The 24,622-nt window shown below is 58.7% G+C and carries 22 protein-coding genes; 10 read left to right on the top strand and 12 right to left on the bottom strand.

Annotation, left to right across the window (positions count from 1 at the left end; all coding sequences use genetic code 11):
- Positions 1–16: 16 nt before the first annotated feature.
- The 3 genes from AC0V6V_RS01765 to rimK all read left to right on the top strand — a co-directional run bounded on the left by AC0V6V_RS01765 (position 17) and on the right by rimK (position 2,501).
- The gene (locus AC0V6V_RS01765; RefSeq protein ID WP_486163769.1) at positions 17–1,036 is read left to right on the top strand and encodes a D-alanine--D-alanine ligase family protein; all 1,020 of its coding nucleotides are present in this window, start codon (positions 17–19) and stop codon (positions 1,034–1,036) included.
- A gap of 89 nt (positions 1,037–1,125) precedes the next feature.
- The gene (locus AC0V6V_RS01760) at positions 1,126–1,578 is read left to right on the top strand and encodes an ATP-dependent zinc protease family protein (protein WP_486163768.1); all 453 of its coding nucleotides are present in this window, start codon (positions 1,126–1,128) and stop codon (positions 1,576–1,578) included.
- A complete protein-coding gene (gene rimK / locus AC0V6V_RS01755; RefSeq protein WP_486163767.1) occupies positions 1,575–2,501 on the top strand; it encodes a 30S ribosomal protein S6--L-glutamate ligase in 927 nt (308 codons plus the stop codon). The genes AC0V6V_RS01760 and rimK overlap by 4 nt, the downstream gene beginning before the upstream one ends.
- Positions 2,502–2,503: 2 nt before the next feature.
- Here rimK and AC0V6V_RS01750 read toward each other — a convergent pair whose 3' ends face one another.
- Positions 2,504–2,989 (bottom strand): DUF2306 domain-containing protein, encoded by a 486-nt coding sequence (locus AC0V6V_RS01750; RefSeq protein WP_486163766.1) that lies wholly within the window; start codon positions 2,987–2,989, stop codon positions 2,504–2,506.
- A gap of 241 nt (positions 2,990–3,230) precedes the next feature.
- On the opposite strand from AC0V6V_RS01750, the gene AC0V6V_RS01745 reads away from it, so the two are divergent.
- From AC0V6V_RS01745 to AC0V6V_RS01730, 4 genes are all read left to right on the top strand, one after another.
- Positions 3,231–4,010, top strand: a complete 780-nt coding sequence (locus AC0V6V_RS01745) for a LytTR family DNA-binding domain-containing protein (protein ID WP_486163765.1) — start codon at positions 3,231–3,233, stop codon at positions 4,008–4,010.
- Positions 4,011–4,327: 317 nt separating this feature from the next.
- Complete coding sequence (locus AC0V6V_RS01740) at positions 4,328–4,957, top strand: sterol desaturase family protein (RefSeq protein WP_486163764.1); 630 nt, start codon at positions 4,328–4,330, stop codon at positions 4,955–4,957.
- Positions 4,954–5,466: a hypothetical protein gene (locus AC0V6V_RS01735; protein ID WP_486163763.1), complete on the top strand. Its 513-nt coding sequence runs from the start codon at positions 4,954–4,956 to the stop codon at positions 5,464–5,466. Before AC0V6V_RS01740 ends, AC0V6V_RS01735 begins: the two co-directional genes overlap by 4 nt.
- Positions 5,456–6,688: a DCC1-like thiol-disulfide oxidoreductase family protein gene (locus tag AC0V6V_RS01730; protein WP_486163762.1), complete on the top strand. Its 1,233-nt coding sequence runs from the start codon at positions 5,456–5,458 to the stop codon at positions 6,686–6,688. The genes AC0V6V_RS01735 and AC0V6V_RS01730 overlap by 11 nt, the downstream gene beginning before the upstream one ends.
- Before the next feature lie 97 nt (positions 6,689–6,785).
- On the opposite strand, the gene AC0V6V_RS01725 is transcribed toward AC0V6V_RS01730, so the two are convergent.
- Together AC0V6V_RS01725 and AC0V6V_RS01720 are read right to left on the bottom strand one after the other, a co-directional pair.
- Positions 6,786–9,740 (bottom strand): beta strand repeat-containing protein, encoded by a 2,955-nt coding sequence (locus AC0V6V_RS01725; RefSeq protein ID WP_486166168.1) that lies wholly within the window; start codon positions 9,738–9,740, stop codon positions 6,786–6,788.
- 359 nt (positions 9,741–10,099) lie between these two features.
- Entirely contained in the window at positions 10,100–10,858 is a 759-nt protein-coding gene (locus tag AC0V6V_RS01720) for an SDR family NAD(P)-dependent oxidoreductase (protein ID WP_486166390.1), read from the bottom strand.
- Positions 10,859–11,145: 287 nt separating this feature from the next.
- Between AC0V6V_RS01720 and AC0V6V_RS01715 the strand changes: the two genes are divergently transcribed.
- Genes AC0V6V_RS01715 through zapE form a run of 3 tightly spaced genes read left to right on the top strand, consistent with a single transcriptional unit; the run spans position 11,146 to position 13,526 of the window.
- Positions 11,146–11,937 (top strand): succinate dehydrogenase iron-sulfur subunit, encoded by a 792-nt coding sequence (locus tag AC0V6V_RS01715; protein WP_472645210.1) that lies wholly within the window; start codon positions 11,146–11,148, stop codon positions 11,935–11,937.
- 4 nt (positions 11,938–11,941) lie between these two features.
- Positions 11,942–12,400 carry a PaaI family thioesterase gene (locus tag AC0V6V_RS01710; RefSeq protein ID WP_486163758.1) on the top strand — a complete coding sequence of 153 codons (459 nt, stop codon included), beginning with the start codon at positions 11,942–11,944 and terminating at the stop codon, positions 12,398–12,400.
- A 19-nt stretch (positions 12,401–12,419) separates the two neighbouring features.
- Positions 12,420–13,526, top strand: coding sequence for a cell division protein ZapE (zapE, locus tag AC0V6V_RS01705; RefSeq protein ID WP_486163757.1), 1,107 nt, complete (start codon positions 12,420–12,422; stop codon positions 13,524–13,526).
- Positions 13,527–13,534: 8 nt separating this feature from the next.
- Here zapE and AC0V6V_RS01700 read toward each other — a convergent pair whose 3' ends face one another.
- The 9 genes from AC0V6V_RS01700 to AC0V6V_RS01660 all read right to left on the bottom strand — a co-directional run bounded on the left by AC0V6V_RS01700 (position 13,535) and on the right by AC0V6V_RS01660 (position 24,614).
- Positions 13,535–14,458 carry a crotonase/enoyl-CoA hydratase family protein gene (locus AC0V6V_RS01700; protein ID WP_486163756.1) on the bottom strand — a complete coding sequence of 308 codons (924 nt, stop codon included), beginning with the start codon at positions 14,456–14,458 and terminating at the stop codon, positions 13,535–13,537.
- A 202-nt stretch (positions 14,459–14,660) separates the two neighbouring features.
- Positions 14,661–16,559: an XrtA/PEP-CTERM system amidotransferase gene (locus AC0V6V_RS01695; protein ID WP_486163755.1), complete on the bottom strand. Its 1,899-nt coding sequence runs from the start codon at positions 16,557–16,559 to the stop codon at positions 14,661–14,663.
- A gap of 12 nt (positions 16,560–16,571) precedes the next feature.
- A complete protein-coding gene (gene xrtA, locus AC0V6V_RS01690) occupies positions 16,572–17,615 on the bottom strand; it encodes an exosortase A (RefSeq protein ID WP_486163754.1) in 1,044 nt (347 codons plus the stop codon).
- Positions 17,605–18,828 (bottom strand): TIGR03087 family PEP-CTERM/XrtA system glycosyltransferase, encoded by a 1,224-nt coding sequence (locus tag AC0V6V_RS01685; protein WP_486163753.1) that lies wholly within the window; start codon positions 18,826–18,828, stop codon positions 17,605–17,607. Before AC0V6V_RS01685 ends, xrtA begins: the two co-directional genes overlap by 11 nt.
- A gap of 15 nt (positions 18,829–18,843) precedes the next feature.
- Positions 18,844–19,905 carry a FemAB family XrtA/PEP-CTERM system-associated protein gene (locus tag AC0V6V_RS01680; protein ID WP_486163752.1) on the bottom strand — a complete coding sequence of 354 codons (1,062 nt, stop codon included), beginning with the start codon at positions 19,903–19,905 and terminating at the stop codon, positions 18,844–18,846.
- Positions 19,902–20,801, bottom strand: coding sequence for an XrtA system polysaccharide deacetylase (locus AC0V6V_RS01675; protein ID WP_486163751.1), 900 nt, complete (start codon positions 20,799–20,801; stop codon positions 19,902–19,904). Before AC0V6V_RS01675 ends, AC0V6V_RS01680 begins: the two co-directional genes overlap by 4 nt.
- The gene (locus tag AC0V6V_RS01670) at positions 20,802–21,932 is read right to left on the bottom strand and encodes an XrtA/PEP-CTERM system-associated ATPase (RefSeq protein ID WP_486163750.1); all 1,131 of its coding nucleotides are present in this window, start codon (positions 21,930–21,932) and stop codon (positions 20,802–20,804) included. It lies immediately after the preceding gene.
- 16 nt (positions 21,933–21,948) lie between these two features.
- Positions 21,949–23,595 (bottom strand): TonB-dependent receptor, encoded by a 1,647-nt coding sequence (locus tag AC0V6V_RS01665; RefSeq protein ID WP_486166167.1) that lies wholly within the window; start codon positions 23,593–23,595, stop codon positions 21,949–21,951.
- Positions 23,592–24,614 carry a P-loop NTPase gene (locus AC0V6V_RS01660; RefSeq protein WP_486163748.1) on the bottom strand — a complete coding sequence of 341 codons (1,023 nt, stop codon included), beginning with the start codon at positions 24,612–24,614 and terminating at the stop codon, positions 23,592–23,594. The genes AC0V6V_RS01665 and AC0V6V_RS01660 overlap by 4 nt, the downstream gene beginning before the upstream one ends.
- Between the last annotated feature and the right edge of the window lie 8 nt (positions 24,615–24,622).

Raw genomic sequence — 24,622 nt, 5'->3', positions numbered from 1 at the left:
TGCTAGGCATGAAAACATGACAGACACGCTCACCCCTTTGCGCATTCCCGATGAGGTCAAAAAGCGCGCGCATATCCTGTTCCTTGCGAAAAACGCGCTGTGGGAGGGTGAGATCCATCCTGAGGATGGCAATCATGCGATGTATCACCGCGAAATGCGCGAGGTGCTTGAGGGGCTTGGGCTGAAACTGACCATTACCCAGACGTTTGATATCCTGTTTGATCCGCCGAAAGATGTGGATTTCGTCTTTCCGTTGCTCAACCGCGCGGGTTTTTTCAATTCAGAAATGTTGGTGCCGCTGCTGTGTGAGCGCGCGGGCATTCCCTATCTCGGCGCCAGCCCGATCCTGCGCGGCCTATCGGATGACAAACATCTGGCGAAGCGCGCTGCCGTGGATGCCGGTGTCCCTACCGCGCCGTGGGCGATTTATCGCAAAGGCGCTCCGATTGAGCAGGCAAAATGCCCCAAGGCGGATCGCTATGTGATCAAACCCAATGCCTCTTCGGCCAGTTGGGGCGTGGGCGATGCGCGCGATTGGGCTGGCGTAAAGGCCGCCGTGGAGCGCATCCACAATGACGAAAGCAATGGCGGGCAAGATGCGATTGTTGAGCCGTTTCTTGATGGCAGCGACGTCGAAGTTCCGGTCGTCACCATCAATGGTGAGCCGCAAATCCTGCCTATGATGATCTTCCGCCAGGCGGACCCGTCGCATCTGCGCACCTATCAAGAGAAGCGCGATCTGGTTGACCGCAGCCAGAAGTATGCGCTGGAACATTTTGAGCACCTAGAACTGACTGCGAAGATCGCTGAACTGACCAAGCGCAGCTGGGAGGAATACCGCCCGTTCGACTATGGCCGGTTCGAATTCCGTGTGAACGAGGACACGGGCGAAATCACCTTCCTGGAGCTCAACCTCAATTGCAATCTGTGGTCGCAAAAGGTCTTTGGACGCGCGGCAGAGCTTGCCGGGTGGAGCCAGGAAGACCTTATCGAAACACTGATCGCTGAGGGCCTGAGGCGGAACGGAATTGTCTGAGCGGGATTATTCCGAAATAGCCGCTTCGGCCCTAAGGATAAAACCTCGCGCCATGCTCATGCCCTCGCCCCTGTTTTGGCCATCCTCCAATGACTAAGCCACACCTCCCCGTGATCGGTTGGCGCGAGCTGGTCGATCTGCCGCAGCTTGGCCTGTCAGGCATTCCCGCCAAGATCGACAGCGGCGCACGCACGTCGTCTTTGCATGGCCGCGTCATTGAAGAGATCGACCGCGAGAGCCAGCAATTCGTCCGCTTCGCCGTGGACTGGGACGGCACCGAGCACCTTTGCGAGGCGATCCACGTAGACATCCGGGGCATCACCAGCTCAAACGGTAAAACACAGCAGCGCTATGTCATCAAAACGCCGATCAAAATCGGCGACATAGAATTCCGCGCTGAAATCAGCCTGACTGATAGATCAGACATGAAGTTCCCCATGCTTATCGGCCGATCATCGCTGCGGCGGCGGTTTCTGGTCGATAGCGGCCATTCCTGGCTGCAAACCAAGGGCATGGATACAGAAAAGGGAAACAAGCGATGAGCACGAGCAGCAAGCCTCTCAAAATTGCCATGTTGGCCCGCAATCCGAACCTTTATTCGCACAAGAGGCTGGTGCAGGCAGCCGAGGAACGCGGGCACACGCTCGATATTCTCAACACCACGCGCTGCACGATGAATATCGCCAGCCACCGCCCCACGATCTCTTACGAGGGTAAGACCCTGAGCGGTTATGACGTGGTGATCCCGCGCATCGGCGCCTCGATCACGCAATATGGCCTATCGGTGCTGCGCCAGTTTGAGATGCAGGGCGTGTGGCCTCTGAATGAAAGCGTCGCAATCGGGCGCAGCCGGGACAAGCTGCGCTCCATGCAAATCCTCGCCAAGCACGGGCTCGGCCTGCCCCTCACCGCCTATGCCAATGATCCCAAGCAGGCGGAGGAAATCATCAAGGCCGTGAATGGCCCGCCCGTTGTCATCAAGCTGCTCGAAGGCACGCAAGGCATCGGCGTTGTTCTGGCTGAAACCATGTCGAGCGCCAAGTCGGTGATCGAGGCGTTTCGCGGGGCCAATGTGAACATTCTGGTGCAGGAATTTATCGCCGAGGCCGGCGGTACGGATATTCGCGCGCTGGTGGTCGGGGGCAAGGTTGTCGCCGCGATGAAGCGCACCGGGGCAGCGGATGATTTCCGCTCCAACCTGCACCGCGGCGGCAGCGCTCAGGTGATCAAAATCACGCCTGAAGAGCGCTCAACAGCCTTGCGGGCGGCCAAGCATATGGGCCTCAACGTATGCGGCGTCGATATGCTGCGCAGCAATCATGGTCCGGTGATTATGGAGGTGAACTCCTCCCCCGGCCTGGAGGGCATCGAAACGGCAACCGGCAAAGATGTGGCCGGGCAAATCATCGACTTCATCGCCGCCAAAGCAAAGGCCGGCGCGACCAAGACCAAGGGTAAGGGCTAGGTCTAGCCAAACACCATATTGCTCAGCAACCGGCCCGGAAGGAGCGTGAAGCTGCCTGCGATTACCAGACCCGCATACAGCCCCGTCATGACTCCCCGATGCGCGGAAACCCTTCCCCTACAGGCAAACCAAACCCCCAATGGAGCCATCACCAAGGTCCAGATGGTGAAAATGTGGATGAAGCTGAAACCGGAACCCATTATTCCCTGACCGGGTGAGCGAATAAAGGCGGAGGCCACCGCCGTTATCAGCATCAAGGTGACCCACACCCGGCCAAGCCAGCGATGCGGCTGATCGCCTTTGCGACGGATCAAGATCACTGGTCCCAGCAATAAAGCTGGCAGTGCAGTCGCTAAGTGGATTGTAACTGGCGCGCTGAAACTCTGCTGGGTTTGCACTGAATTCTGAGTGGCGAAACCGCCCGTGAACATCGACAGTACCGTCATCAATACCGTGATCGCTATCGTTATGGCGATCGTCGTGCGCATCGAAAAATTGCGTGAATTGGTTGGCTCCTTCGTGGGCGAAACCTTCGTTTGATTTCCTTCTGACATCCTTGCTTTCCCCTGATCCCTTGAGGTAATTCGATTGCATGTCAGGTGTTGATTGTCGCCAGTCTCAGGCCAAGCCGATCTTCGCAGTTCGTCTTCCCAATACGCGAATGGTCCGCCGTCCTTCGCAGATGGTCATTTGCATTCGTGCGGTGACATCACGGGGCAGTGTTTCGCGATGACTTTGAGCCCGACAGAGAAACTGTTGGCAGAGGCTGGAATCGTCGCCTTGTTCGGCTGTATCATCGCTATCTTAGACTTGTTACCTCTACCCAGCTCCACTCTGGGGCTGCGGATGGCATTTTCGATAGGCAGCCTATTGATGGGATGGATAGTGATCCGCCTGCTCGCGATCATCGGTGCCTCGATGGCGAGACTCCTATCGATATCGCCGTTGTGGGGTTACGCGTTCGCAATTCCGATTGGCACTGCTTTAATCATGTGGGGCATCCTTGGCATGGCTGGCGGAGTTGATGCCGCATTTGGAAACGCCTTCACGCGGGCGTGGCCTGGTGCGATGGCAATCGGCCTGCTGTTTTTTGCGCTATTTTATGCGATCTATTGGCGAGCGGAGCAGCAATCGGCGGCCCAGAACGGTGGGCCTGATAATGTATCCATTGGCGACCATGACCCTGCATCTCGTTTGGACGCCACAGAGCTTCACGGGCATTTACCGCTGGGTTTCCCCGCTATTATCGCCTTATCCGTTGAAGATCACTACGTCCGGGTGATCGCTGAAGAGCGCAGCGAGATGGTGCTGATGTCACTTTCCGATGCGCTCAAACTGGTGCCTGATGGGGCGGGGTTCCATGTCCACAGAAGCTGGTGGGTCGCAAAACATGCTGTTTGCGGGCAGGAACGCACCGGCCGGGATTTACGACTGGTGATCCGTAACGGGCTAAAAGTTCCCGTCAGCCGCTCGAAGGTGCCGGCATTGAGGGCTGAGGGCGTGCTTTAGGCCATCTCGAATGCATTAGCCCTCCCTTTTGCTTCATGGCTATGCTGGCGCGATCAAGACCAATTTTGGACTGATTTGCTTGGGTTTAATCTAAGACCGGTTGATGCAAGAAGCAGGTGTCTCGTCGCGATGAAACCAAGTCTGTTGTGAAGTTTTGAGGCTGAATTTCTTCAATATTTAACTTTTCGCACTATCTTTGCAGAATGTGGATCGTTGTTACCGTCCTTGGTTTGGCCGTACTCATGCTTTTTGCGGAGCTCTTGGCCAAAGGCAGGAGTTGGCCTCGTGTATCTGGCTGGTGGGGCCGTGCCATTGTTTTGAACGCCGTACAGGTTGCGATGGTCTTTGTGGCTGGCCTGACGTGGGACAAATGGCTCGCAGATTGGTCGATCTGGAATGCTGAAGCCGCTTTCGGTGAGACTGGCGGCGCGATTTTCGGCTATCTTGCCATAACCTTCATTTACTATTGGTGGCACAGAGCGCGGCATCAGGTGCCGTTTCTTTGGCGTACCTTTCACCAGGTGCATCACAGCCCGCAACGCCTCGAGATCATAACCAGCTTCTATAAGCACCCGCTTGAGATCTTCGTGAACGCTGGGTTGTCCAGCTTCATATTGTACGTCCTATGCGGCCTTGGGCCGCAAGCCGCAGTCTATGCCATCCTTCTGACCGGGATTGCGGAATTGTTCTATCATTGGAACGTAAAGACGCCTTATTGGATTGGCTTTATCTTTCAGCGACCTGAGAGCCACTGCGTCCATCACAAGCAGGGGTGGCACCGCCAAAACTTCTCCGATCTGCCCCTTTGGGACATGATTTTTGGAACATTTCACAATCCGAAAAAATTTGATGACGCCTGCGGATTTTCAGAAGACCGCGAGCTGCTGCTTGGGCCAATGTTGATTGGTGTGGATGTTCATAAAGCGAGCAAGGGCGATGCAAAGTGAGCGTTCTTAAAACAGCCTTCCCGCCCATTTTCCTGATCTCTGTTGGCTGCGTCCAAATGGTCGGCGATGCTTTTGAATTGCAGGCGGTAAAGGCTGTGGGGGCAGCGTCGGTGGCATCGCCAGCGCCCAAGGTTTTCACTGCGCACGAAGGGTTCGAAACCTATTCGTCAAAGTTCATTCTATCGTGGAAAAATCGTCAGGGTGCGGCGCAAGAATTGGTTCTGACACCTCAGAATTATGCCGGCGTACGCGGTCCATATAATCGCCGAAATGCCTATGGTGCGGCACTGTCATATGCACCGGTGCTCAATTCGAACGAGCTCAGCCGGCCGATGCTCAATGCCGCGATAAACCACACATTTTGCGGCAATTCCTCAGCTCTGGAGGAGCTGGGGATTGATCGGACCGATGTGACCGGACCATTCACATTCCGCCTCGTCCCGCGTCAGAAATTGCCGCCCGACCATCCATGGAAACTCGAATACAGCGTGGATTGCGATGTCGAATAGTTGGACGGGCGGACAGTACAGTGTTTTCCGGGCTCTGCTCGGGCTCTATCTGTTTGTCCATTTTGCTTATCTGGCATTCTGGGCCCCGGATATATTCTCATCCGCCGGAATGCTGCCCGATGCGGATCTAAGCCCGCTTATTATCGCGTTTCCTAACATATTGCGGTTTGTCGATAGCCCCCTGTTTGTTACCGCTTTGTGCGTGGCGGCGGCGCTTGCTTCGGTTTTCTTCGCGGTGGGTAAGTGGGATAAGTTTGCGGCCATTTTGATGTGGGTGGTTTTGGCCAGTTTCCTTGGGCGCAATCCGCTCATTACAAACCCTGCCATGCCGTATGTTGGCTGGATGCTTTTGGCCCATTTGTTTTTAATGGCCGCGCCGTACCTATCGTGGCCAGCGCGTGGCCGCCCTGATCCGGGCGGTGGATGGGCGTTGCACCGCGGTGTGTTTTTGGCCGGATGGGTCGTGCTGGCCCTCACGTACAGCTACAGCGGCTACACCAAATTGCTCAGCCCTAGCTGGGTGTCTGGCGAGAATGTCCAATATGTGCTCGACAACCCGCTCGCCCGTGATTGGATTCTGCGGGACATATTGCTCGCGGTGCCAGCGATTGTTCTCAAGCTTCTGACTTGGTTTATTCTCGTCATTGAGCTGCTGTTTGCGCCTTTGGCATTGATCAAGAAGTTGCGTCCCTGGATTTGGAGCGGAATGCTGTTTGTCCAATTCGGTTTTGCATTTTTGCTCAATTTTCCAGATCTGACGATTGCAATGCTGCTGTTCCATATGTTCACATTCAACCCGGCATGGCTGGCACCCAAACCGCTGAACGGGGCAGTTCTGCATTTTGATGGCTCCTGCGCTCTTTGCCATGGAACGGTCCGCTTTCTGCTGGCCGAGGAAACCCAATCCCAGCTGAAATTTGCTGCTTTGCAAAGTGGATTGCTGGAGTCAGAGATTGGGGCAGATGCGGTGAGCGCTTTGGGTGATACGGTTGTTTTGCGCACGCAAGATGGCCAGAGCCTGAGCAAGGCGAGCGCTATAATCTATCTGCTGAAACACCTTGGCGGGCTGTGGCGTTTGATTGGCTGGATGTTCGGACTGCTGCCCAAATGGCTGGCCGATTCAGCGTACGAATTTGTTGGAAAACGCCGTTATCGTTTGTTCGGAACCAAGGATGACTTTTGCCCGCTCGTCTCAAGCGAGATCCAAGCAAGGTTTCTTTGATGCGGGCACGAGACGAGGCTGAGCGCCCGAACTAAGCCCTTTCCTTTTAGGGGTCGGGAGCGACCTAAGCCGCTCCCGACTGCTAAAGGCAATCCAATCAAAACTCGCCAGAGAACGCGACACTAGCGCCGGTGTTGTTGCCGCCTGCATGGCTGACGCTGGCGGAGATCGCGAAAGGTTGATCGCTGTTCAGCCGGTGGGTGAGGCCCAGACTAAAGCCGAACTCCCCGCGGAACGTCGCACCCTTGCCGACATAACTGGTCTTGCCCGGCTGCGAGGGCATCGGCGCATCAGTCAGAGCCATCGCCGCCGCGACACCGCTGCGAACATCATCGTCGAGTTGGTCGAGTTGGAAATCAATGGCCTGCACCCGCCCGCTGAGCGCATCAAACTGCGCGGTCGAGACCTGCGCTACAGCATTGAGAGCCACCCGCACATTGTCGACCGAGGCGGCTGTCGCCACGCTTTGACGGCCCAGTGTGCCGTTGGCGTCCACTGTCACGACATCTACTGGCCCCTGCTGAGCCGCCGTGCTCGCATCGATATCGCCGATCCGCACGGATGATCCGTCTCCTCCGAGCGCCACTTGGTTGGCTGCCGTGGAGGCTGCCTGAAAACCAACCGCAGTCGAGTTCACATGCGTAACGCTCGCCTCACGGCCCACAGCTGTACCAAACTGCGCGGTGACCTCGCTTGAGCTGCCCACCGCTGTGCCAGCGCTGCCGCTGACGTTTGCTTGAAAGCCCACCGCAGCCGCTGAGTTGGCTGTGTCAGTAATATTGACGCCTGCACCGATGCCGGTTGAGAAAGCGCCTTCAACCCGCGCTGAGTTGCCAATTGCGGTCGCATTGAGCGCGCGGGCTTGAGACCCCGTACCAAAGGCCGATGTCCCGTTTGAGGTCGCCACAGAGCGTGCGCCAACAGCCGTTGCCAACGCGCCATTGGTCCGCGCCCGCGCCCCAAACACTGACGCCTCCTGACCAATCGCAATCGTCCGCTCACCCAAAGCCGTCGCGCTCGCACTGCTCGCCACCGCATCCGCACCAAGGGCGATGGCCTGAGCACCGGTCGCACTCGCTCCAGCATTATCGTTGTTCGCATCACCGCCAATGGCGATAGCTCCGATTCCGCTGGCGAGCGATGTTCTGCCTGCGGCTATAGCGCCTGCCGCATTCGCTACCGCATCCGCGCCCAGCGCAACCGCGCCGGCAGCCGTCGCCTGCGCTCTGGCGGCACCGGCAAAGGTACCTACACCAGTCGCATCCGCATCCACTCCTAGCGCGGTAGCGCCCTCAAGCTGTGCGCGGGATCGCCTGCCCACGGCCACTGCATCCAAGCCATTACTAGCGGCTCCCGCACCAAAGGCGATTCCACCGTCCCTTGTTGTGTCGGAACTCGCCCCAAGCGCAATCGCGTCAGTCCCGCTTGCATTAGCACCTCCGCCTTCGCCGGATTCCGGCGACCGGCCGCCAATCGCGATTGAAGCAGCCCCTCGCGCTGCAGAGCTTTCGCCGCCGGCAAAGCTGCTCGCACCGGCAGCATTCGCAAATTGGCCAATTGCGGTCGCCCCTTCGTCCCTCGCAATGGTACGGAAACCAATCGCAACAGCTGCATCGCCACCAAAAGCGAAAGCAGAGGTTCCAATCGCAATGGCATTCGCTTCCAACGCGTTTGCAGCGCCGTCACCACCATCATCCGTTCCAATCGCGATTGCACCGGTGGCACTGGCAATGGCGCCCGTGCCCAAAGCAGTGGCGCGCTCGGCTGTGGCCTGGGCTGTCGCACCAATTGCCGTTGCGCCTTGAGCCGTTGCCTGTGCACCAGGGTCTCCTTCTGAACCCAAGTTGCCGCCAATGGCGGTGGCGCCGGTTGCGCTGGCGGCTGAACTGAAGCCAACTGCCACAGAGGTTCCGCCGGTCGCATCGGCTCCCGCGCCAAAGGCAGATGCTCCGTCCCCGATCGCGCTGCTGATCAAACCGACACTTGTCGCAAATGTCCCGGAAGCAGATGAGCGCTCGCCGAGCGCTACAGCCGCGGAGCCTTCTGCGGCTGCATCCAGCCCAATAGCAATCGCTCCACTTGCGGTTGTGCTGGCAGTGCGACCGATTGCAATCGAATCGTTTGACAGGGCGTCAGCACTCGCGCCCAAAGCAACAGCGCCTTCGCCGGTTGCCTGCGCGCCTGAGCCGTTTTCGCCGTTCTCTTCGCCGCCGATAGCAATGGCTCCTGTCCCGCTGGCCTCAGAATTGTTACCAAGCGCTACTGCGGAGGCTGCGGTCGCAGCAGCCTCGCTGCCAATTGCGGTGCTTAAAAAAGAATCTGCGGAGGCCTCCTCGCCAATTGCGATAGAGTTGGATCCACCCGCTTCGGATGCTGAGCCAAGAGCAACCGATTGATTTCCGGTCGCAAGGGCGTTTTCACCAAAAGCGCTTGCAGCATCACCGCTGGCCGTCGCGCTCGAGCCGACTGCGGTCGAAATATCGCCGCTGGCGATCGCTTGGCTTCCGACCGCCGTGGTGCCGAAATCGCTCGCCACGGCATCTGAACCAATGGCTGTTGCATTAATATCAGTCGCTTGCGCGCCCAGAATGTCTGCATCGCCTCCGTCTCCGCCGATGGCGGTTGCGCCAGTTTGCGTAGCACTCGTAGCCACGCCAATTGCTGTAGACCCAGACCCAGAGGCGAGGCTGTTAACGCCGAATGCACTCGAATTGTCGCCGCTCGCATTTGCCGAAACGCCTACTGCAGTGGTTTGTACACTTGTAGCTCGGCTGATAGTGCCAATTGCCGTTGAATTTCCCCCAGTGGAAACCGAGTCTGCGCCAATCGCTGTTCCCCTGAGTGACGATGCGTCGGCGCCCACTCCGCAAGCGAGCGTGTCATCATCACCATTGTCGTCTGTGGCACCGCCAGTGGTATCGACATTGGTATCGGCATCGCCATCTCCATTGGTGTCGAGCAGGCAGGTTTCCGCCTGCGCGGGTGCGGGTTGGAAGCTTAGCGCAGCCAAAGTTGCTGTGGCAGCGGTCGAAAGCAGAGGTGTCTTTTTCATAGGTAATGTCCCTGTCTTGATCGTGGTTTTCACATTCAAGAAGAGGCACTTCGCTGCCCTCAAACAGCGGCCCAATGAGGCGTGACCAATTGGCGGGATCGTACGTTCACCAATCAGCCACGCCTCACCGGCAGGGCGCCTCGTCTTCACGACAGGTGATGACAGGCGACCGTTGTAATGAGCGTTGTAAAAGCGTTGTAAAAAGCGTTGTAATTTGCGTTTTCGGCCACTTTTTTTGCGAAAAATGGGCTTTTTTTGGTTTTGTGGCGATTTTGGCCGAATTTTCTCTGGCCACAGCGAATCACTACAACGCCGCGCGAATCACCTTGATTCGGCGAATGGGGGGCGCGGTAGTGGGCCTAAGCTGGAATTTCCTCGCCCTTCCAATCGAACACTCGGCCACTGTGGGCCGCATCCAGGCCGCTCAGCACATCGAGCAGATGCGCGGCGGATTTTGCAGGCGTGAACAATTGGCCCTCGGGCAGGCCCTTTTGGAACGGCTGCGACAGAGCGCTGTCGACGGTGCCGGGGTGCAGGCCAACGACGATGCTGTCCTTATGCGTGCGGGCCATTTCCAACGCGAAGTTCTTCAGCAGCATATTCAGCGCGGCTTTTGAGGCGCGGTAGCTGTGCCATCCGCCCAGCCCGTTGTCCGAGGTTGAGCCGACGCGGGCCGATAAAGCCGCGAACACACCTCGACCCTCACGCGGGAGCAGCGGCAACATGTGCTTGGCGATCATCGCCGGGCCGATGGTGTTGAGCGCCAGCACCTCCGCCATCGTGGCGGGGTTGAGGCGTTTGTAGGTCCGCTCTGGCCCGCGCCCATCGGGCAAGGTCAGCACGCCGGTGGCGATGATGATCATTTGCGGCGGCGCGCCCTGCATCATGCTGGCGGCGTGGGCGATGCTGGCCTCGTCCTGAAGGTCAAAGGCAAAGGGGATGATGCCCTCGCCCGATGGCTCATCTCCGCTGCGCGATCCGGCGTAGATTCGCTGTGTGCCGCCTTGCGCCAGCGCTTCGCACAGGGCGCGGCCAATCCCTCCGCTGGTGCCAAAGACGGCGGCGGTGGCTGGCCAGGGGGTGGAGCCATCTGAATTGCTGTGTCCTACATCGCTCATGCGAGGTAAAAGGCGGCAATGGCCTGTAAGTTCCTCATATGCCGCAATTGGCTGATCGCTTTTCTCGATCAATCGGGCGGTTTTGATCGATTGGTTTTCGCCGTCAGGACTGTGTTCCAGGCGTTCCAAGCGTGGCTCACGCGCGATGAAGCGTTGAGGGCGCGAGCGGTGGCCGGGCGCCGTGAACGTTACTCAACAATTGTGGCCATACTCGCAACACTCCGCGCCTTGCCCTCGCGCGCCAAGGCGCTAGATAGGTGTCACAAGGCAATGGGATCAGATTTGTAATGGCGACTTTCACGCTTCCTAAGAACTCAAAGATCAGTAAGCAGGGCAAAGTGCACAAGGCCCCAGAGGACGCCAACGCGGGGCGCGCGAAGTCGTTCAAGATCTATCGCTATGATCCTGATAGCGGCGACAACCCGCGCTATGACAAGTTTGAGATCGATCTGGACAATTGCGGTCCGATGGTGCTCGACGCGCTGTTCAAGATCAAGAACGAGGTTGATCCCACCCTCACCTTCCGCCGCTCTTGTCGCGAGGGGATCTGCGGATCCTGCGCGATGAACATGAATGGCAAGAATGGCTTGGCGTGCACGACGGCAATTGAAGACCTGAAGGGTGAGGTTCGCATCACCCCTCTGCCGCATATGGATGTGATCAAGGACCTGGTGCCGGACTTCACGCACTTCTATGCGCAATATGCGTCCATTCGCCCATGGCTTCAGACGGTTACGCCGACGCCTTCGGGTAAAGAGCGGCTGCAAACGCCGGAGCAGCGCGAGCAATTGGACGGGCTATATGAGTGCATTCTATGCGCTTGCTGTTCGACCAGCTGCCCGAGCTATTGGTGGAATTCGGACAAGTTCCTGGGCCCTGCGATCCTATTACAGGCGTATCGCTGGCTCGCGGATAGCCGCGATGAGATGACCGGTGAGCGGCTTGATCAGTTGGAGGATCCTTTCCGCCTGTACCGCTGTCACACGATCATGAACTGCGCCAATGTCTGCCCGAAAGGCCTCTCGCCAGCAAAGGCGATCGCAGAGACCAAGAAGATGATGGCAGAGCGCGAAATCTGATCCGGTGACGTTAGACGACGAGGTATTCGAGCATACCCCCGATCCTGACAATCCGGGTTGGCACCACTGGAACCTGAAAGACCAGACGCTGTTCAATGGCGCGGTGATGGGTAAGCTCATCACGCGGCCAGAGGGCGACAAATGTCGGCTGCGCATGTTCCCGGAGCGGCGGCATGAGAACCTGCAAGGCATCATCCACGGAGCAGTGACGCTCAGCCTGATTGACATCTCCATGTTCACCACCATGCATGTGGTGGGCAGCGGGAATGCCGGACCCTCGGTGACGCTGGAGCTTTCGACGCAGTTCGTAGGCGGCGGCGACCCCAAGCGGCCGCTCGATGCCGTGACAGAGATTGTGCGCGAGACGGGTCGCATGCTGTTCCTGCGCGGGCAGGTGGTGCAGGATGACGATGTGGTCGCGAGCTATTCCGGCATTGTGCGCAAGATGAAGCCGCGCGCATGAGCAGCGCCGAGTAAAGCCGATGCTGGCGCGTTACGAACGTCTGATTGCCAATGGTGAGCTTAGGCCCGACCCGGACCAGAGGCGCGCTGCAGAGCGGCTTGATCGGCTGCAGAAGGACCTGGAGGCGGAGACCTCTGGCGGGCTACTGGCGCAGCTGTTCGGCGCGAAGAAGGTCCGCCCGCAAGGCGTCTACATGTTCGGCGGGGTTGGCCGGGGCAAGTCGATGCTTATGGATCTGTTCCATGAACGCCTATCGATCAAAGAGAAGCGGCGCGTTCACTTTCATGCCTTCATGCAAGAGGTTCACACAGAACTGAGAGAAGCGCGCAAGACCGAGAGCGGTGATCCCATTCCGGTTGCGGCACAGCGGCTTGCAGGGCATTTGCGCTGCCTCGCCTTTGACGAAATGGTGGTGAACAACTCGGCCGATGCGATGATCATGAGCCGCCTGTTCGCGCGGATTATCAACACGCACAGTGTTGCGATTGTAACGACCTCAAACCGCCCTCCCCAAGACCTCTACAAGGATGGCCTCAACCGGGAGCACTTCCTTCCGTTCATCGACCTGATCGAGGCGGAACTCGACGTGGTCAGCCTCAACGGCCCGACCGACTACCGGCTCGACCGGATTGGCGATCTCAAGACCTGGCACGCGCCAGTTGGCGATGCAGCGACCGATGCGGTGCGAGAGGTGTTCTTCCGCATGACGGACTTTGCACCAGAGGACGCTGAGCACGTGCCCTCGCAAGAACTGGAGGTGGGCGGCAAGCGCACCATCCACGTGCCCAAGTCTTTGAAAGGCGTTGGCGTATTCAGTTTCAAACGGCTGTGTGCGGAGGCGCGCGGTGCGCCAGATTACCTCGCTATTGCGCGCAATTTCCATACCGTCATTATCGTCGGTATCCCGCAAATGAGCCCGGAAATGCGCAATGAAGCGGCTCGGTTTGTGACGCTGATCGATGCTCTTTACGAGCATAAGGTGAAGCTGTTCGCTACCGCCGCGAGCGCGCCAGACGAACTCTATCAGTCCGGCGATGGCAGCTTTGAGTTTGAACGCACAGCAAGCCGCCTGCAAGAAATGCAGAGCGATGAGTATCTAGCACTAGGACATGGGTCAGAGACCTAACGACAGGCCTATGCGGCGGCGATGCGCTCTGCCAGGCGCTCTTGCGCCGTGGTCAGCCGGTTCATCACTTTCAGGTCCTGCTCGCGCAGCTCAAGCGCGGTGTCAGCCCACAGTTCCGTGATCCGGTTGAGCTCCGAAAGCTGGAGGTTCCAAACCTCCTTGGTCGCCCGGCGAGAACCCACCAGTCCAGCATGGCGTCGCTCAGACTTCTTGATGAAATCACGCGTCGCGCTCACGCCGTCGCCCGGTTCCGCCAGTTGATGGACAATCCCCATCTCGTACATTTGCTCAGCTGTATAGGTCTCGTTCGACATGATAAGCCGCTCCGCCATTGCGCTGCCGATTTTGCGGGACAGCAAGGCGTGTGCTCCCATGCCCGGGAATAGGCCAAACATGACCTCTGGCAGGCCAAATGTCGCGGTTCTTTCCGCGATGATGTAATCAAACGATAGCAGTGCTTCGAACCCGCCACCGAGCGCAGCGCCCTGCACCATGCCGATGGTCAACATCGGAATATCGAGCGCTTCTATATTGCGATGAAGGATCGCGCAGCAGCGGTGGCCATAGTTAACCAAGCCATCGCGATCACGCTCTCGGATCAGTCTTTGGAAAAGCGCAAGATCTCCGCCGAAGCAGAAGACATCAGGCGCACGGCTCCCCAACACGAGGTACCGCAAGGGCACTTTGTCAGGGCCGAAGCCCCGCGCAATTTGACGCTGCCATTCTTCAAAATTGTCCAGCATCTCCCGCGTAAAGCTAGGCCGATCTGCCGGGTTCATATAACTCCACAGCGTGCTCGACGTATCGTCGTACATCACGTCTATTTGACTGAGTTTAAATAACTCTTCCGGAATTGATGCATGCAATGCGCTTTCCGCGAACAACTCTTCGTCGTCCGTGAAAGGGATTGCTTTGCTTGCCCCGCTATCCATGCTCGAAATGCTCCAAATACCACCATGGCGAAGCTTCGATCTTGTATTCGCCCCGTTGAGCTGGATCGTCGATTTACTTCGATATGAAGTGATCTAGGCACGCTCACTCTTTAAGTGCAAATACTAATTCATGATCGCAACAAGTGTTTACGTCTCAGTTTGGGGCACCGCATGGTTAACAGGACCCTTTTGTTAGTCGCCGTTATGCACTGACACCTAGCCGGATGACCGACTTTTCGAGCATCAGCAATTGCCACAAAACCCTCGAGTTATCTGAGCGTCCTGCGATGTGCGCCTCAGCCAATTCAGCCACGTGCTTGCGATCAAACCATCCCGATTGAGATAGCTGCGAGCTCGATGCAATTGCACGCGCTGATCCAGCTAATGGCCCGCGCAGCCACGCCGCAATTGGCGTTACGAAGCCTTGCTTTTGTCTATAAAGAATGTCGCTCGGTAAATAACGTTCCATGCATTTCTTGAGCAAGTATTTACCGGTCGATCCGCGCACCCGCATTTTCTCTGGCAGACGCGCCGCAAACTCGATCAGCCGGTAGTCCAGTAAGGGCTCCCGCGCCTCCAGACTAACGGCCATGCTGGTGCGGTCGATTTTCGTCAAAATATCCCCAGAAAGCCAAAATTTGAGGTCCGCATATTGCGCCCGGTCGAGCCCGCTGCGCGCCGGAGCGCTTTTCATAAGGTCTATCAGACCATCTTCGCCGCGATAGCCTTGAAGGTCGCTGGCGAAGGCTGGATCAAAGAGCGCGCTGCGCTGTTCAGGGGTGTTGACGGATAGCCCGCGCGCATAACCCGCCTCACCTCCTTCAGCGAGCGCGAGCAAAGTGGATTTGGCTCGGAACGGCCTCGGTGCCCAATCCGCCTTGGGCCACAGCCGCCCAAGTGCCCCAAACACGGGTTCCCGCAGACCAGCGGGCAAAACTGATCGCACGCGCTCTTCATGATGGTGGAAGACTTGCCTGCGGTATCCCGCGAAGGCTTCGTCTGCTCCGTCTCCGGACAGAGCCACGGTCACCTTCTCACGCGCCAGCTCGCAAACTCGCCATGTCGGCAGCGCGGAGGCATCGGCAAAGGGTTCGTCGAACATGCCGACCAGCGCATCGACAGCGCCAAAGTCATCTTGCCCAACCGTTCGCGCTTCATGGTCGGTGCCGAATTTCTCTGCAACAGTTTGCGCGTAGCTTGTCTCGTCCAGCGCTGCGACATCAAACCCGATTGAGCAGGTTCGCACAGGCTCTGCGCTGACCTCGCTCATCAAGGCGACGACGCTGGAGGAATCGACACCGCCGGATAAGAACGCGCCCAGCGGCACGTCTGCGACCATGCGCGATTGCACCGCCTCACGCATCAAATGGACCAATTGCGCAGACAGGTCTGCTTCGGAGCCGCGTTCGCGTTCTTCGAAACTGATATCCCACCAGCGTTTTGGCGCGCTAATCGGTTGACCATGTTCGAGCAGCATGAAATGCCCCGCGGCCAGTTTCTCTACCCCTGCCAGGATCGAGCGGGTGTCTGGAACATAGCCCCATGTGAGGTAATCATCGAGCGCATGCGGGTTCAGCCTGCGTCGCAGCAACGGATGGGCGAGCAGGCCCTTGAGTTCAGAGGCAAAGGCAAGGCTGCCGTCGCTTAGTCGCGCGAGGAACAGCGGTTTCACGCCGAGCCGGTCGCGGGCCAAGAACAGGCTGCGTTTGTCCAAATCGTAGATCGCAAAGGCGAACATGCCATTGAGGCGCGAAAGGCAATCCGGGCCCCAGCGCTGCCACGCGGCAAGAATGACTTCGGTGTCGCCTGAGGTTTTAAACCGGGCGCCAGATTGCTCCAGCTCGCGGCGCAATTCGCGGTAATTGTAGATCTCGCCATTGAAGCTGATAACGGCGCGGCCGTCGACGCTGGCCATTGGCTGCGGAGAGCCTTCAAGGTCAATGATTGAGAGGCGGCGGTGACCGAGCCCTACGCCCGGAGCAGTCCAAACGCCTGCGCCATCCGGGCCTCGGTGGACCAGCGCATCACACATCCGTTCCACCCTTACAGGATCGACGGGCTTAGGCGTTTCCGCATGAAAAATTCCGGCAATCCCGCACATAGGCTAAGCCGCCTAGCCGATTGGCGCGGTAATGGCGACAGCCGGTGTCAGAGCGACCGTCATTCCCGCGAGGACCGCCAAAATGGTGATGCCGATTAGGATGGCTACATGGCTGGTGTTGAAGCGCTCTATACGGGCAATCCAAGGCATTTCCCTCAGCTGTTCAGATGTGAAACCGGCGTCCTCTGGATCACGCTCAAAAAAGCGCCATGCCCCCGCGAGCATGATCGTCAGAACGATGGCGAAGAATATCCAGCCATAGAAGATATGATCGAACCCTTCAGCGAATTCGACGCCTTGTCTCTGGGCAATATAGATCGTGCCCCAGGCGCGGATGCCATTGGCCAGGATTGGAACCACGATCGCCGCCAGCATGAAGGCCGCGCGGCGGGTCCAGCTATTGAACTGTTTAAAGCAGACAAGTACCGCCAGAGTGACCATGGCCACGAGGAATTTCACCCCAGAGCAAGCCTCGGCGACAATAAACAGACCGACAGGCGTGTTGATGTAAATCCCGTCGATTTCTGCGGGGACGCCGCTGGCAAGGGTCAGCCAGATTGCAATCTCGGCGGTGATCATTTGCAGCGGCGGGATAATCTCATCACCAAAGGGCACCAGAAACGCAGCCATTGCCAGTGGCAGAGCCAGCAGCATGGATATGCGCGGACCGATGATGGCAACTGCTGCGGCCATGACCGCGCCAACCGCTCCAGCATGGGCGAAGAGGTTGATCCCCGTGATGCGACCTAGCGTCCATAGTCCAAGTGCTGCAGCAACGAGACCGAGACCGGGTAACCAGCCTTTCGGTATAGCGACCGCAAGCTCATCGCGTTTCAACCACACCAGCCATCCGACAATGACCGGGACCAACAGGATGTGATTGTAGGTGTCGATGTTCCACCATTGGTGCAGCATCTCGCCCCATTCGCGCGCCGCCAAAACAACAAGTGCGGTGACTGCCAACGTAAGCATCACAAGCGGCTGCTTCCAGGCGCTTGGCACGTGGTCAACGATGCTGTGCTGACGCCAATCCTGCGTGAGTTTATCAGGCTGCATCGCGAGCCTCGCCTGCTCGCCTAACCAAGTGTCCAAGCGGTTCCAACATGGCATCCCACGCATGGTGATCGAGCACGAATTGCCGCGCCGAGGCTCCGAGACCGAACAATGCGTCAGGATCGGCTAAAGCCGCGTCAATCCGCGCAGCCATCTTCTCTGGGTCTGCAGGTGCGACTAGCCAATCCTCGCCGTCGACAGCCGCAATGCCAGTCGCGGCTTCTTGGGTGAGAACCACAGGCTTGGCCATCGCCATCGCTTCGAGCACTTTGTTTTGAACGCCGCGCGCGATCAGCAGCGGTGCGAGCACAAAGCTCGCCGCAACGATAAATGGTTTTACGTCCGGCACCTCGCCCCAAATGGTGAGTCCCGGTGTCTCAGAGCGGGCGAGCAGACGCGCGGTTGGGTTGCGGCCCACAATATGAAACTTAGCCTCAGGATGTTTGGCTCGAATGACGGGCAGCAATTGCTCAATCACCCACTCAGCCGCTTGCTCATTGGGGCGGTAATCCATCTGTCCGGTGAAGACGAAATGCGGACCTTTACGGTCGCGCAGTGCGGCATGCGGCTCGACCGCGCTGGGGTCAAAAACGGAGGCATCAATACCATTGCCGATCACTTGGACGTTCACCCGCGATGGATCGGTCAGCCTGCTCCGGTACAGTTCAGCTTCGTTCTCGCTGATCAGAATGGTGGCGTCCGCCCGTGCGCCAAAACGCTGTTCTTCCGCCGCCAGCAAGCGCCCTTCTCGGGCGTTCAGCCAGACCCGCTCGCCCGCCTCGGCATAGCCTTCGAACTTGGCGCTATCGACGTCGCACAGGTCAATCACCACCCTGCCCCCGAAGCTTTCGGGTACATATTGCCCCATTTGCCCAGAAAAGATCACGATTGTGTCGATTGGATGCTTGGCGAGCGTCTGCTGAACCCAGCTTTCCAATCGCGCGCTGTGAAAGGCGGTGATGCTGACGGGTTTGCCGGTCAGCACGGCTTCGACCCCGGCAAGCGTCAGAGGTTTGCGCCGGTCCACCACGCATTGTGATGTGGCTATCGCGTCGACCTCAGCCACAGCTGCACGGTCCTCAGCGTTCTCTGCGAAGCACCCGACGTGCACTGGGGCAAGCTGCGCCAGCTTCTTCAGCAAGTGATGCGTGCGAATTTTGTCCCCGCGGTTGGGCGGAAACGGAACGCGGTGCGCCAGAAATAGGATCTCGCCCATCAGTCCGCCCGATCCCTAGGCCAGCCCGCGCGCGATCCACGGACCAATCGCATTGGCAATCGGCAGTGGCAGCTTCTTCCAGAGCTCAACCTTGCGCGAATAGGCCTCGCTGGTCGGGTCGACATCGCGCGGCTCGCTGCCCGGTGCATGCCAGTGGGCATAAGTCAGCGGCTGCGGATCAAAGCCCCAGTTCTTCTTGAAGTTGTAGGGGCCGCTGCCAGTCTTGGAGCGGCCAAAATCAAAGTGCGACATGCCAAGCGAACGCGCGTGGCACATCAGTTTGTAATACATCAGCTCATTGGCGCGCAGGGAGCGTGCAGCAAATGTGCCGCCGCCCCAAAATGGCATGACCGCGCCCTCGTGATAGAAGGACAGAACGCTGGAGACAGGCTCCTCACCCGAATAGACTGTCAGAATATCGGCACTGTCAGGAAACGCCTCAATCATCGCCTTGAACAGTGCCTTGGGAAACACCGGCGTGCCGAGATTGCGGACGCTCTCGCTGTACACCCCGTAATGCGCCGCCAAATCGTCGTCTGAGCGGCCAATGCGCACGCCCAAGTCGCCTTTCAGACCCTTGCGCACCTCTGCCCTCGCCTTGCGCGGAATGGCGAGCAATTGCGCCTCATCGTCCTCTGACAACTCGGCAATGAAACCGGCATGCTTGTCGCTCGCGGCTTTCCAGCCATTGGGCACCGTGCCCCCGCGCAGCTCCACGCTGGGGACCGAGTTTCTAACCGCGTGATCTTGCGCTGCGCCAGCAAGCGCCTGAGTCGCTTCCTGTGTCTCAGCTAGGATACCGCCGCCCACGCCAAATCCGCTGGAGACCAAAGCCCGCCCAAACAGAGGCGAATGCGCATCGGTCAGCGGCAGCCATCCGGTGATGACGCCCATTTGCTGAGTGATGAAACCGCATGCCTTCTGACCTGTACCCGCCTCTACCGCTTTCAGCCACGCCGGGCGGTGAAACAGACTTGCCTTATGCTCGCGCACAAACCCCTCAACCCGCTCCAGCATTTGGGCGTCGGAGAAGTCCACTTGCGAGACGGTGATTGGCAGTTTCACTGGCGCGTTCATGGGGTCAGGTCGACGGCCCGTGATGCTTCGCGCAGGGCGATCATATCCATCCGCGCCCAGCGGAACTCATGCACCAGCTCGCCCAGCTTGCCCGCCATCTTATCCAGATTGGTGTAGTGGCGCAGCTTTGACCGCATCGGCGCATTGCCAACGCGCGGCTGATTGGGGTCGATTTCCCAAGGATGGAAATAGAACACCGCCGGGCGTTCCTCGCGGCGGTTCACTTGCCGGATGGCCCAGCGTGAAAAGGCATAAGGCAATACGCGGAAGAACCCGCCGCCTCCCGCAGCGACACGGCGACCGCCAAGGATGGCGGTGGTGACCGGTATCTCGATCATGTCGGACCAAGGGATCGGCTTAAAGGCAAATCGCGGCGCCTCTGGCCAGCCATAATGATCGTGTGCAATCGGCGCGACGCTTGAGGAATAGGTATAACCCTGCTCTGCCAGTTCCATGAACGCCCATGGCGTGCGCTGGTCGATGGAGAAGCTTGGCGCGCGGTAGCCGGTAACCTCGGTGCCAGAGCAGTCCTGCAGGATATCGCGCGACAGTTTGAGGTCTTCGGCGAACTGCTCGCGTGTAAAGGTGAAGACGCGCGCGTGGTCATAGCCATGGCTGGCGATCTCATGGCCCGCATCTGCAATCCGCTGGATCATTTGCGGGTGACGTTTTGCCACCCAGCCAAGGGTGAAAAACGTTCCGTGCACGTCGGCCTCGGCAAACAGGTCGAGAATGCGGTAGATATTGTCTTCGACACGGGTTTTGATCCCGTCCCACTCGCCGCGCTCGATCACATCCTCAAACGCGCCGACTTGGAACCAGTCTTCGACATCAACGGACAGGCCATTCACGACCTGAGCCTTCACATCTTTGGAAAAATTCGGCGCGACGTTCATTTACGCGGCCTCGCGCGATGCATCTTCCTCAAGCCATTCGATCAGCATGCCAACGACATGGCGGAAAGATTGCTCTTGTTCTTCAAGTCGGCTTTCAATGCGGTTGATCGCTTCGCTTACCTCTGGGTCCATTTCCATCGGCTGCGCGTGGGAACCTGCCTCTTGCAACTCGCCAATTGCGGCCTCCAGCTTGGACGTGCGCTGATCGCGCTCTGCCAGCAAGGCGGCGACTTCTGGCGCAGGCACCGCGTCAATTGCAACATCAGCAACCGCTGCAGAGGCCGTCACTTGCGCCGGAATATCGCGCGCACCTTTTGAGGTGTCGGCGAGCATTTCCTCGCAGACAGCGTCAACCATCGCGGTGGTCAGCTCGCTTTGCTCTTCGATCGCGCTGAGCAGCAGCATGCGGTTCATGATCTGGTTCACGCGGCGCGGAATGCCTTCCGTTGCCTCGTAAATGGCGCCCAGCACCTCGGCGGTGATCGCCGGATTACCCTGCCACCCAACATGCTGAAGCCGGTGGGTGATATAGGCCTCGACCTCTTCCTCATCGAGCGCTTCCAAATGGTGCGAGGCGATGACGCGTTGGCGCAGTTGATCGAGGTCAGGATGGCTTGCGACGGTCGTGCGAAACTCTGGCTGACCCAGCAGCAGGCTTTGCAGCAGCGGGTGCGAACCGAGCTGAAAGTTGGACAGCATGCGCAGCTCTTCCAAAGCGCCGACGGGCAGGTTCTGGCATTCGTCGACGATGAGCAGGCAACGCCGACCGGCGCGCGCTTCGTCTTGGAGGAAGCTCTCAATCGCGCCCAAAGCGCCTGCTTTGTCGCGGCCTGTGACTTCGATGCCAAAGCTTTGCGCAACCACATGGATCAGCTCCTCGCCGTCGAGTGCGCTGGTGACCACTTGGCCAACCGTTAGCGCCTCTGGGTCGATCCGCTGCATCAAATGCGCAACCAAGGTCGACTTACCTGCGCCCACCTCGCCCGTGATGACGATAAAGCCCTCGCCCTGGTTCAAGCCATAGCCGAGATAGGACAAAGCCTTCCTGTGGCTCGCGCTCTCGAAATAGAACTCGGGATCAGGGGTCAGCTGAAATGGGCGAGAATTGAAGCCGTAAAATTGTTCGTACATCGTCAGAGTGTCCAGATCAGAAGTCGTAACGCAGACCGAGAAGCGCCGTTGCAAAGGCGAAGTCATCAGCCGACAAATCGGAGTCGAGGTAATCCACGGCGACCGCCGCGCGGGCCGACAGCTTGCCGGTGAGTGAGCGGCTGTAAGCGGCCGATGTGCCATAGCCGGTGACATTGCCATTGATGCCATCACCGCGGCCAAACCAATTGACGTAACCATTGACCGCGAGGTTCGCATTGTTGCCGATTGGGCGGTTCAGCGAGCTGCGCACGTAATAGCTTTCGTCGGTCACACCATCAGCGGCGGCCAGAATGGTCCCTGGCGCGGCGATGAAGCGGCGATTGTCATACCCAGCAGCGATTGCTGCATTGAGGCGGCCAACCTGGCGTTGGTAAGCGATTTGAGCGCCACGGCTGCGGAACGCGGCTGAACGGACTGAGCCGAACAGGCCAGCACAGCCTGCGCCGCTTTCCCCGCCGACACATCCACCGAAATCACCGGTCAGTGAGTTGCGAATGGCCGAGAATTCGGTTGGCAATGCTGCCAAGGAATTGGTGAGCGATCCGCCAAAGCCGCTGACCGCGTCATAGACGGAGATGCTCAGCTGGCTGCGGCTATCAGGCACAAATGTGAAGTTGCCATAATACGTGGTTGAATTGTAACGGCGACCAACGGTTGCCGCGAGCGACGTACGGCTGCTTGGACGCCAGAGCACGCCAACGTCCCAGATGAAACCATCAATATCAAAGGCGAGCTGACGCGGCGCGCTGGTGTCTGTGACCAAGCGGCCATCTGTGCCAATGACGGGATCGCCGTTAACATCGCGCAGCGCATCGCGGCTTGAAACCTCAACATCTTCGTAGCCGACGCCGCCAACAACCGAGAGATTGCTGGTGACGGGCACGGTCACATCGGCGCGAACATAGGTGTCGCGGACCCGTTGATCGAGGTTGGAAATGTCTTCCTGAAAATATCCGCCACCAACGCCAATACCGACCGGCAGAGGCTCGCCTGGGCGGGTGGCGGCGCGCAATTGTGCGTTGTAGGTGACACTGTCGTCGAACACATCGGCGACGGCTCCGGAGGGAGTGACAATCGCGTCATTCGCCTCAAGACGGGTGTAGCCCACTCGAGCAGAGCCGGTCACATCGACCGCACCAACGCGGGTCGCAAGAGTTGGCCCGACATAGCCGCTATAGATTTGGCTCTCGGCATCGTCTTGCACCAACGGATTGGCGGTGACCCCGCCGGATCCATCAATGCGCGTCCGGCTTGCCAAAGCACCTGCGTCCAGCGTCAAAGAACGCGGGATGATCGAGAGATAACCGCGTGCAACGCCGCTGAACGTATCGGAATCGATGCCGTCGGACGCGCCGTAGCCAATGTTCCGCTCATAGCGCAGCGACAGCGAACCACCGCTGTTGCGGCCCGTCGCGGACACATCCACCCCGGCTGCCACTTGAGTGTAGGTCAGCACGTCATCGCCCGGTGTCAGCTCAGCCGAAAGGATCTGAGACACCTCAATGTAAGGCTGCACAGCAACACGCGGGCCGTCTGAGGTGCCTGAATTGCCGCCATCATCCTGGGCTTGCGCCTGAGCAGGCGCAGCGACGACAATGGCCGCCAGCCCCACCAGCAGAGCTGCTCTGAGAACTTTAATCACGATCTTTCCCCTTGCGCGCCATAACTGCCAAACTGGCGTCCTGACGGGCTGAATTGTGCTGCATTGAGCAACAGCTTGATGTCGACACAGGCCGACAGCAGCTGCTGCGCATCTTCAAGCGCGGCACGGCTTGTTTCATCTGCGCGGGCGACCAGCAGAACCTGGCCAACATGCGCGGCGAGCTCGGCTGCTGCGGAGGCAGCAAGCGCGGGCGGTGTATCAAAAATGACAATCCGGTTCGGCGCGCCCTGGGTCAGACGTGCAAGCACATCGCCGGTCCGTGCGCTCGCCAAATATTCGGCGGCATTGGAATTGCGGCCGCCCGCAGGCAGCACGAAAAGATTGTCGATGTCTGTTGTGACCGCGAGCGTTTCTGGCTGAAGGCTCGGGTCAGCCAGTGCGTCCATCAGGCCTTTACCCGGTTCGAAACCAAGGCGGGCCGGAACGCTGGGCTTGATCACATCAGCATCGACCAACAATACTTCGAGATCCCGCTCAGCCGCCAGAGCAATAGCTAGGTTGACCGCGCAATAGGTCTTGCCCTCGCCGGGATGCGGCGAAGAAACGAGAATTTGCTGCGCTTTCGATGAGCCGCCAGCGCGGGCATCGGCGAGAAGCTCGCGTTTGACGATACGAAACTCTTCGAGCAATTCACTCACGCCGTCTTCTGGTACGATCAGGCCTGCATCGCGAAGATGATCGCGCGAGATGGGTTGGAGCGTATTGCTAAGGGCCACAGCGTGCGGAGCCGCTTTGACGGGCTCTGCCATTGGAACTGCTGGCGCAGGTGCTTGAACCGCCGCCGCTGCAGGAGCCGCTGCGGGCGCAGTAGTGCTTGGAATACCAGGCTGCTGCGCAACCGGACGCCGGACGCGCTTTTCGCCCTCTGGCAGGCGCACAGGCGGCTTGGCCGGTGCCAAGGCATCCAGGCCAAAGGTGTCGTTCGCACGCTCAAACAGAGACTGTTTGCCGTTCACTTTGGTCGCCCCTTCGCGTGAAATTTTGCTGTGTTCTGTCATCTCAGCCC

The organism is Erythrobacter sp. S249 (genome assembly GCF_057364975.1).
This window is presented reverse-complemented; position numbering and strand designations above follow the sequence as displayed.

What these genes read in the sequence shown, in the direction of transcription:
- AC0V6V_RS01715 (WP_472645210.1), top strand. Translation starts at nt 11,146, where the DNA reads ATGGCGACTTTCACGCTTCCTAAGAACTCAAAGATCAGTAAGCAGGGC.
- AC0V6V_RS01745 (WP_486163765.1), top strand. Translation starts at nt 3,231, where the DNA reads ATGACTTTGAGCCCGACAGAGAAACTGTTGGCAGAGGCTGGAATCGTC.
- AC0V6V_RS01695 (WP_486163755.1), bottom strand. Translation starts at nt 16,559, where the DNA reads ATGTGCGGGATTGCCGGAATTTTTCATGCGGAAACGCCTAAGCCCGTC.
- AC0V6V_RS01765 (WP_486163769.1), top strand. Translation starts at nt 17, where the DNA reads ATGACAGACACGCTCACCCCTTTGCGCATTCCCGATGAGGTCAAAAAG.
- AC0V6V_RS01675 (WP_486163751.1), bottom strand. Translation starts at nt 20,801, where the DNA reads ATGAACGTCGCGCCGAATTTTTCCAAAGATGTGAAGGCTCAGGTCGTG.
- AC0V6V_RS01720 (WP_486166390.1), bottom strand. Translation starts at nt 10,858, where the DNA reads ATGAGCGATGTAGGACACAGCAATTCAGATGGCTCCACCCCCTGGCCA.
- AC0V6V_RS01680 (WP_486163752.1), bottom strand. Translation starts at nt 19,905, where the DNA reads ATGAACGCGCCAGTGAAACTGCCAATCACCGTCTCGCAAGTGGACTTC.
- AC0V6V_RS01700 (WP_486163756.1), bottom strand. Translation starts at nt 14,458, where the DNA reads ATGGATAGCGGGGCAAGCAAAGCAATCCCTTTCACGGACGACGAAGAG.
- rimK (WP_486163767.1), top strand. Translation starts at nt 1,575, where the DNA reads ATGAGCACGAGCAGCAAGCCTCTCAAAATTGCCATGTTGGCCCGCAAT.
- AC0V6V_RS01660 (WP_486163748.1), bottom strand. Translation starts at nt 24,614, where the DNA reads ATGACAGAACACAGCAAAATTTCACGCGAAGGGGCGACCAAAGTGAAC.
- zapE (WP_486163757.1), top strand. Translation starts at nt 12,420, where the DNA reads ATGCTGGCGCGTTACGAACGTCTGATTGCCAATGGTGAGCTTAGGCCC.
- xrtA (WP_486163754.1), bottom strand. Translation starts at nt 17,615, where the DNA reads ATGCAGCCTGATAAACTCACGCAGGATTGGCGTCAGCACAGCATCGTT.
- AC0V6V_RS01725 (WP_486166168.1), bottom strand. Translation starts at nt 9,740, where the DNA reads ATGAAAAAGACACCTCTGCTTTCGACCGCTGCCACAGCAACTTTGGCT.
- AC0V6V_RS01685 (WP_486163753.1), bottom strand. Translation starts at nt 18,828, where the DNA reads ATGGGCGAGATCCTATTTCTGGCGCACCGCGTTCCGTTTCCGCCCAAC.
- AC0V6V_RS01730 (WP_486163762.1), top strand. Translation starts at nt 5,456, where the DNA reads ATGTCGAATAGTTGGACGGGCGGACAGTACAGTGTTTTCCGGGCTCTG.
- AC0V6V_RS01750 (WP_486163766.1), bottom strand. Translation starts at nt 2,989, where the DNA reads ATGCGCACGACGATCGCCATAACGATAGCGATCACGGTATTGATGACG.
- AC0V6V_RS01670 (WP_486163750.1), bottom strand. Translation starts at nt 21,932, where the DNA reads ATGTACGAACAATTTTACGGCTTCAATTCTCGCCCATTTCAGCTGACC.
- AC0V6V_RS01760 (WP_486163768.1), top strand. Translation starts at nt 1,126, where the DNA reads ATGACTAAGCCACACCTCCCCGTGATCGGTTGGCGCGAGCTGGTCGAT.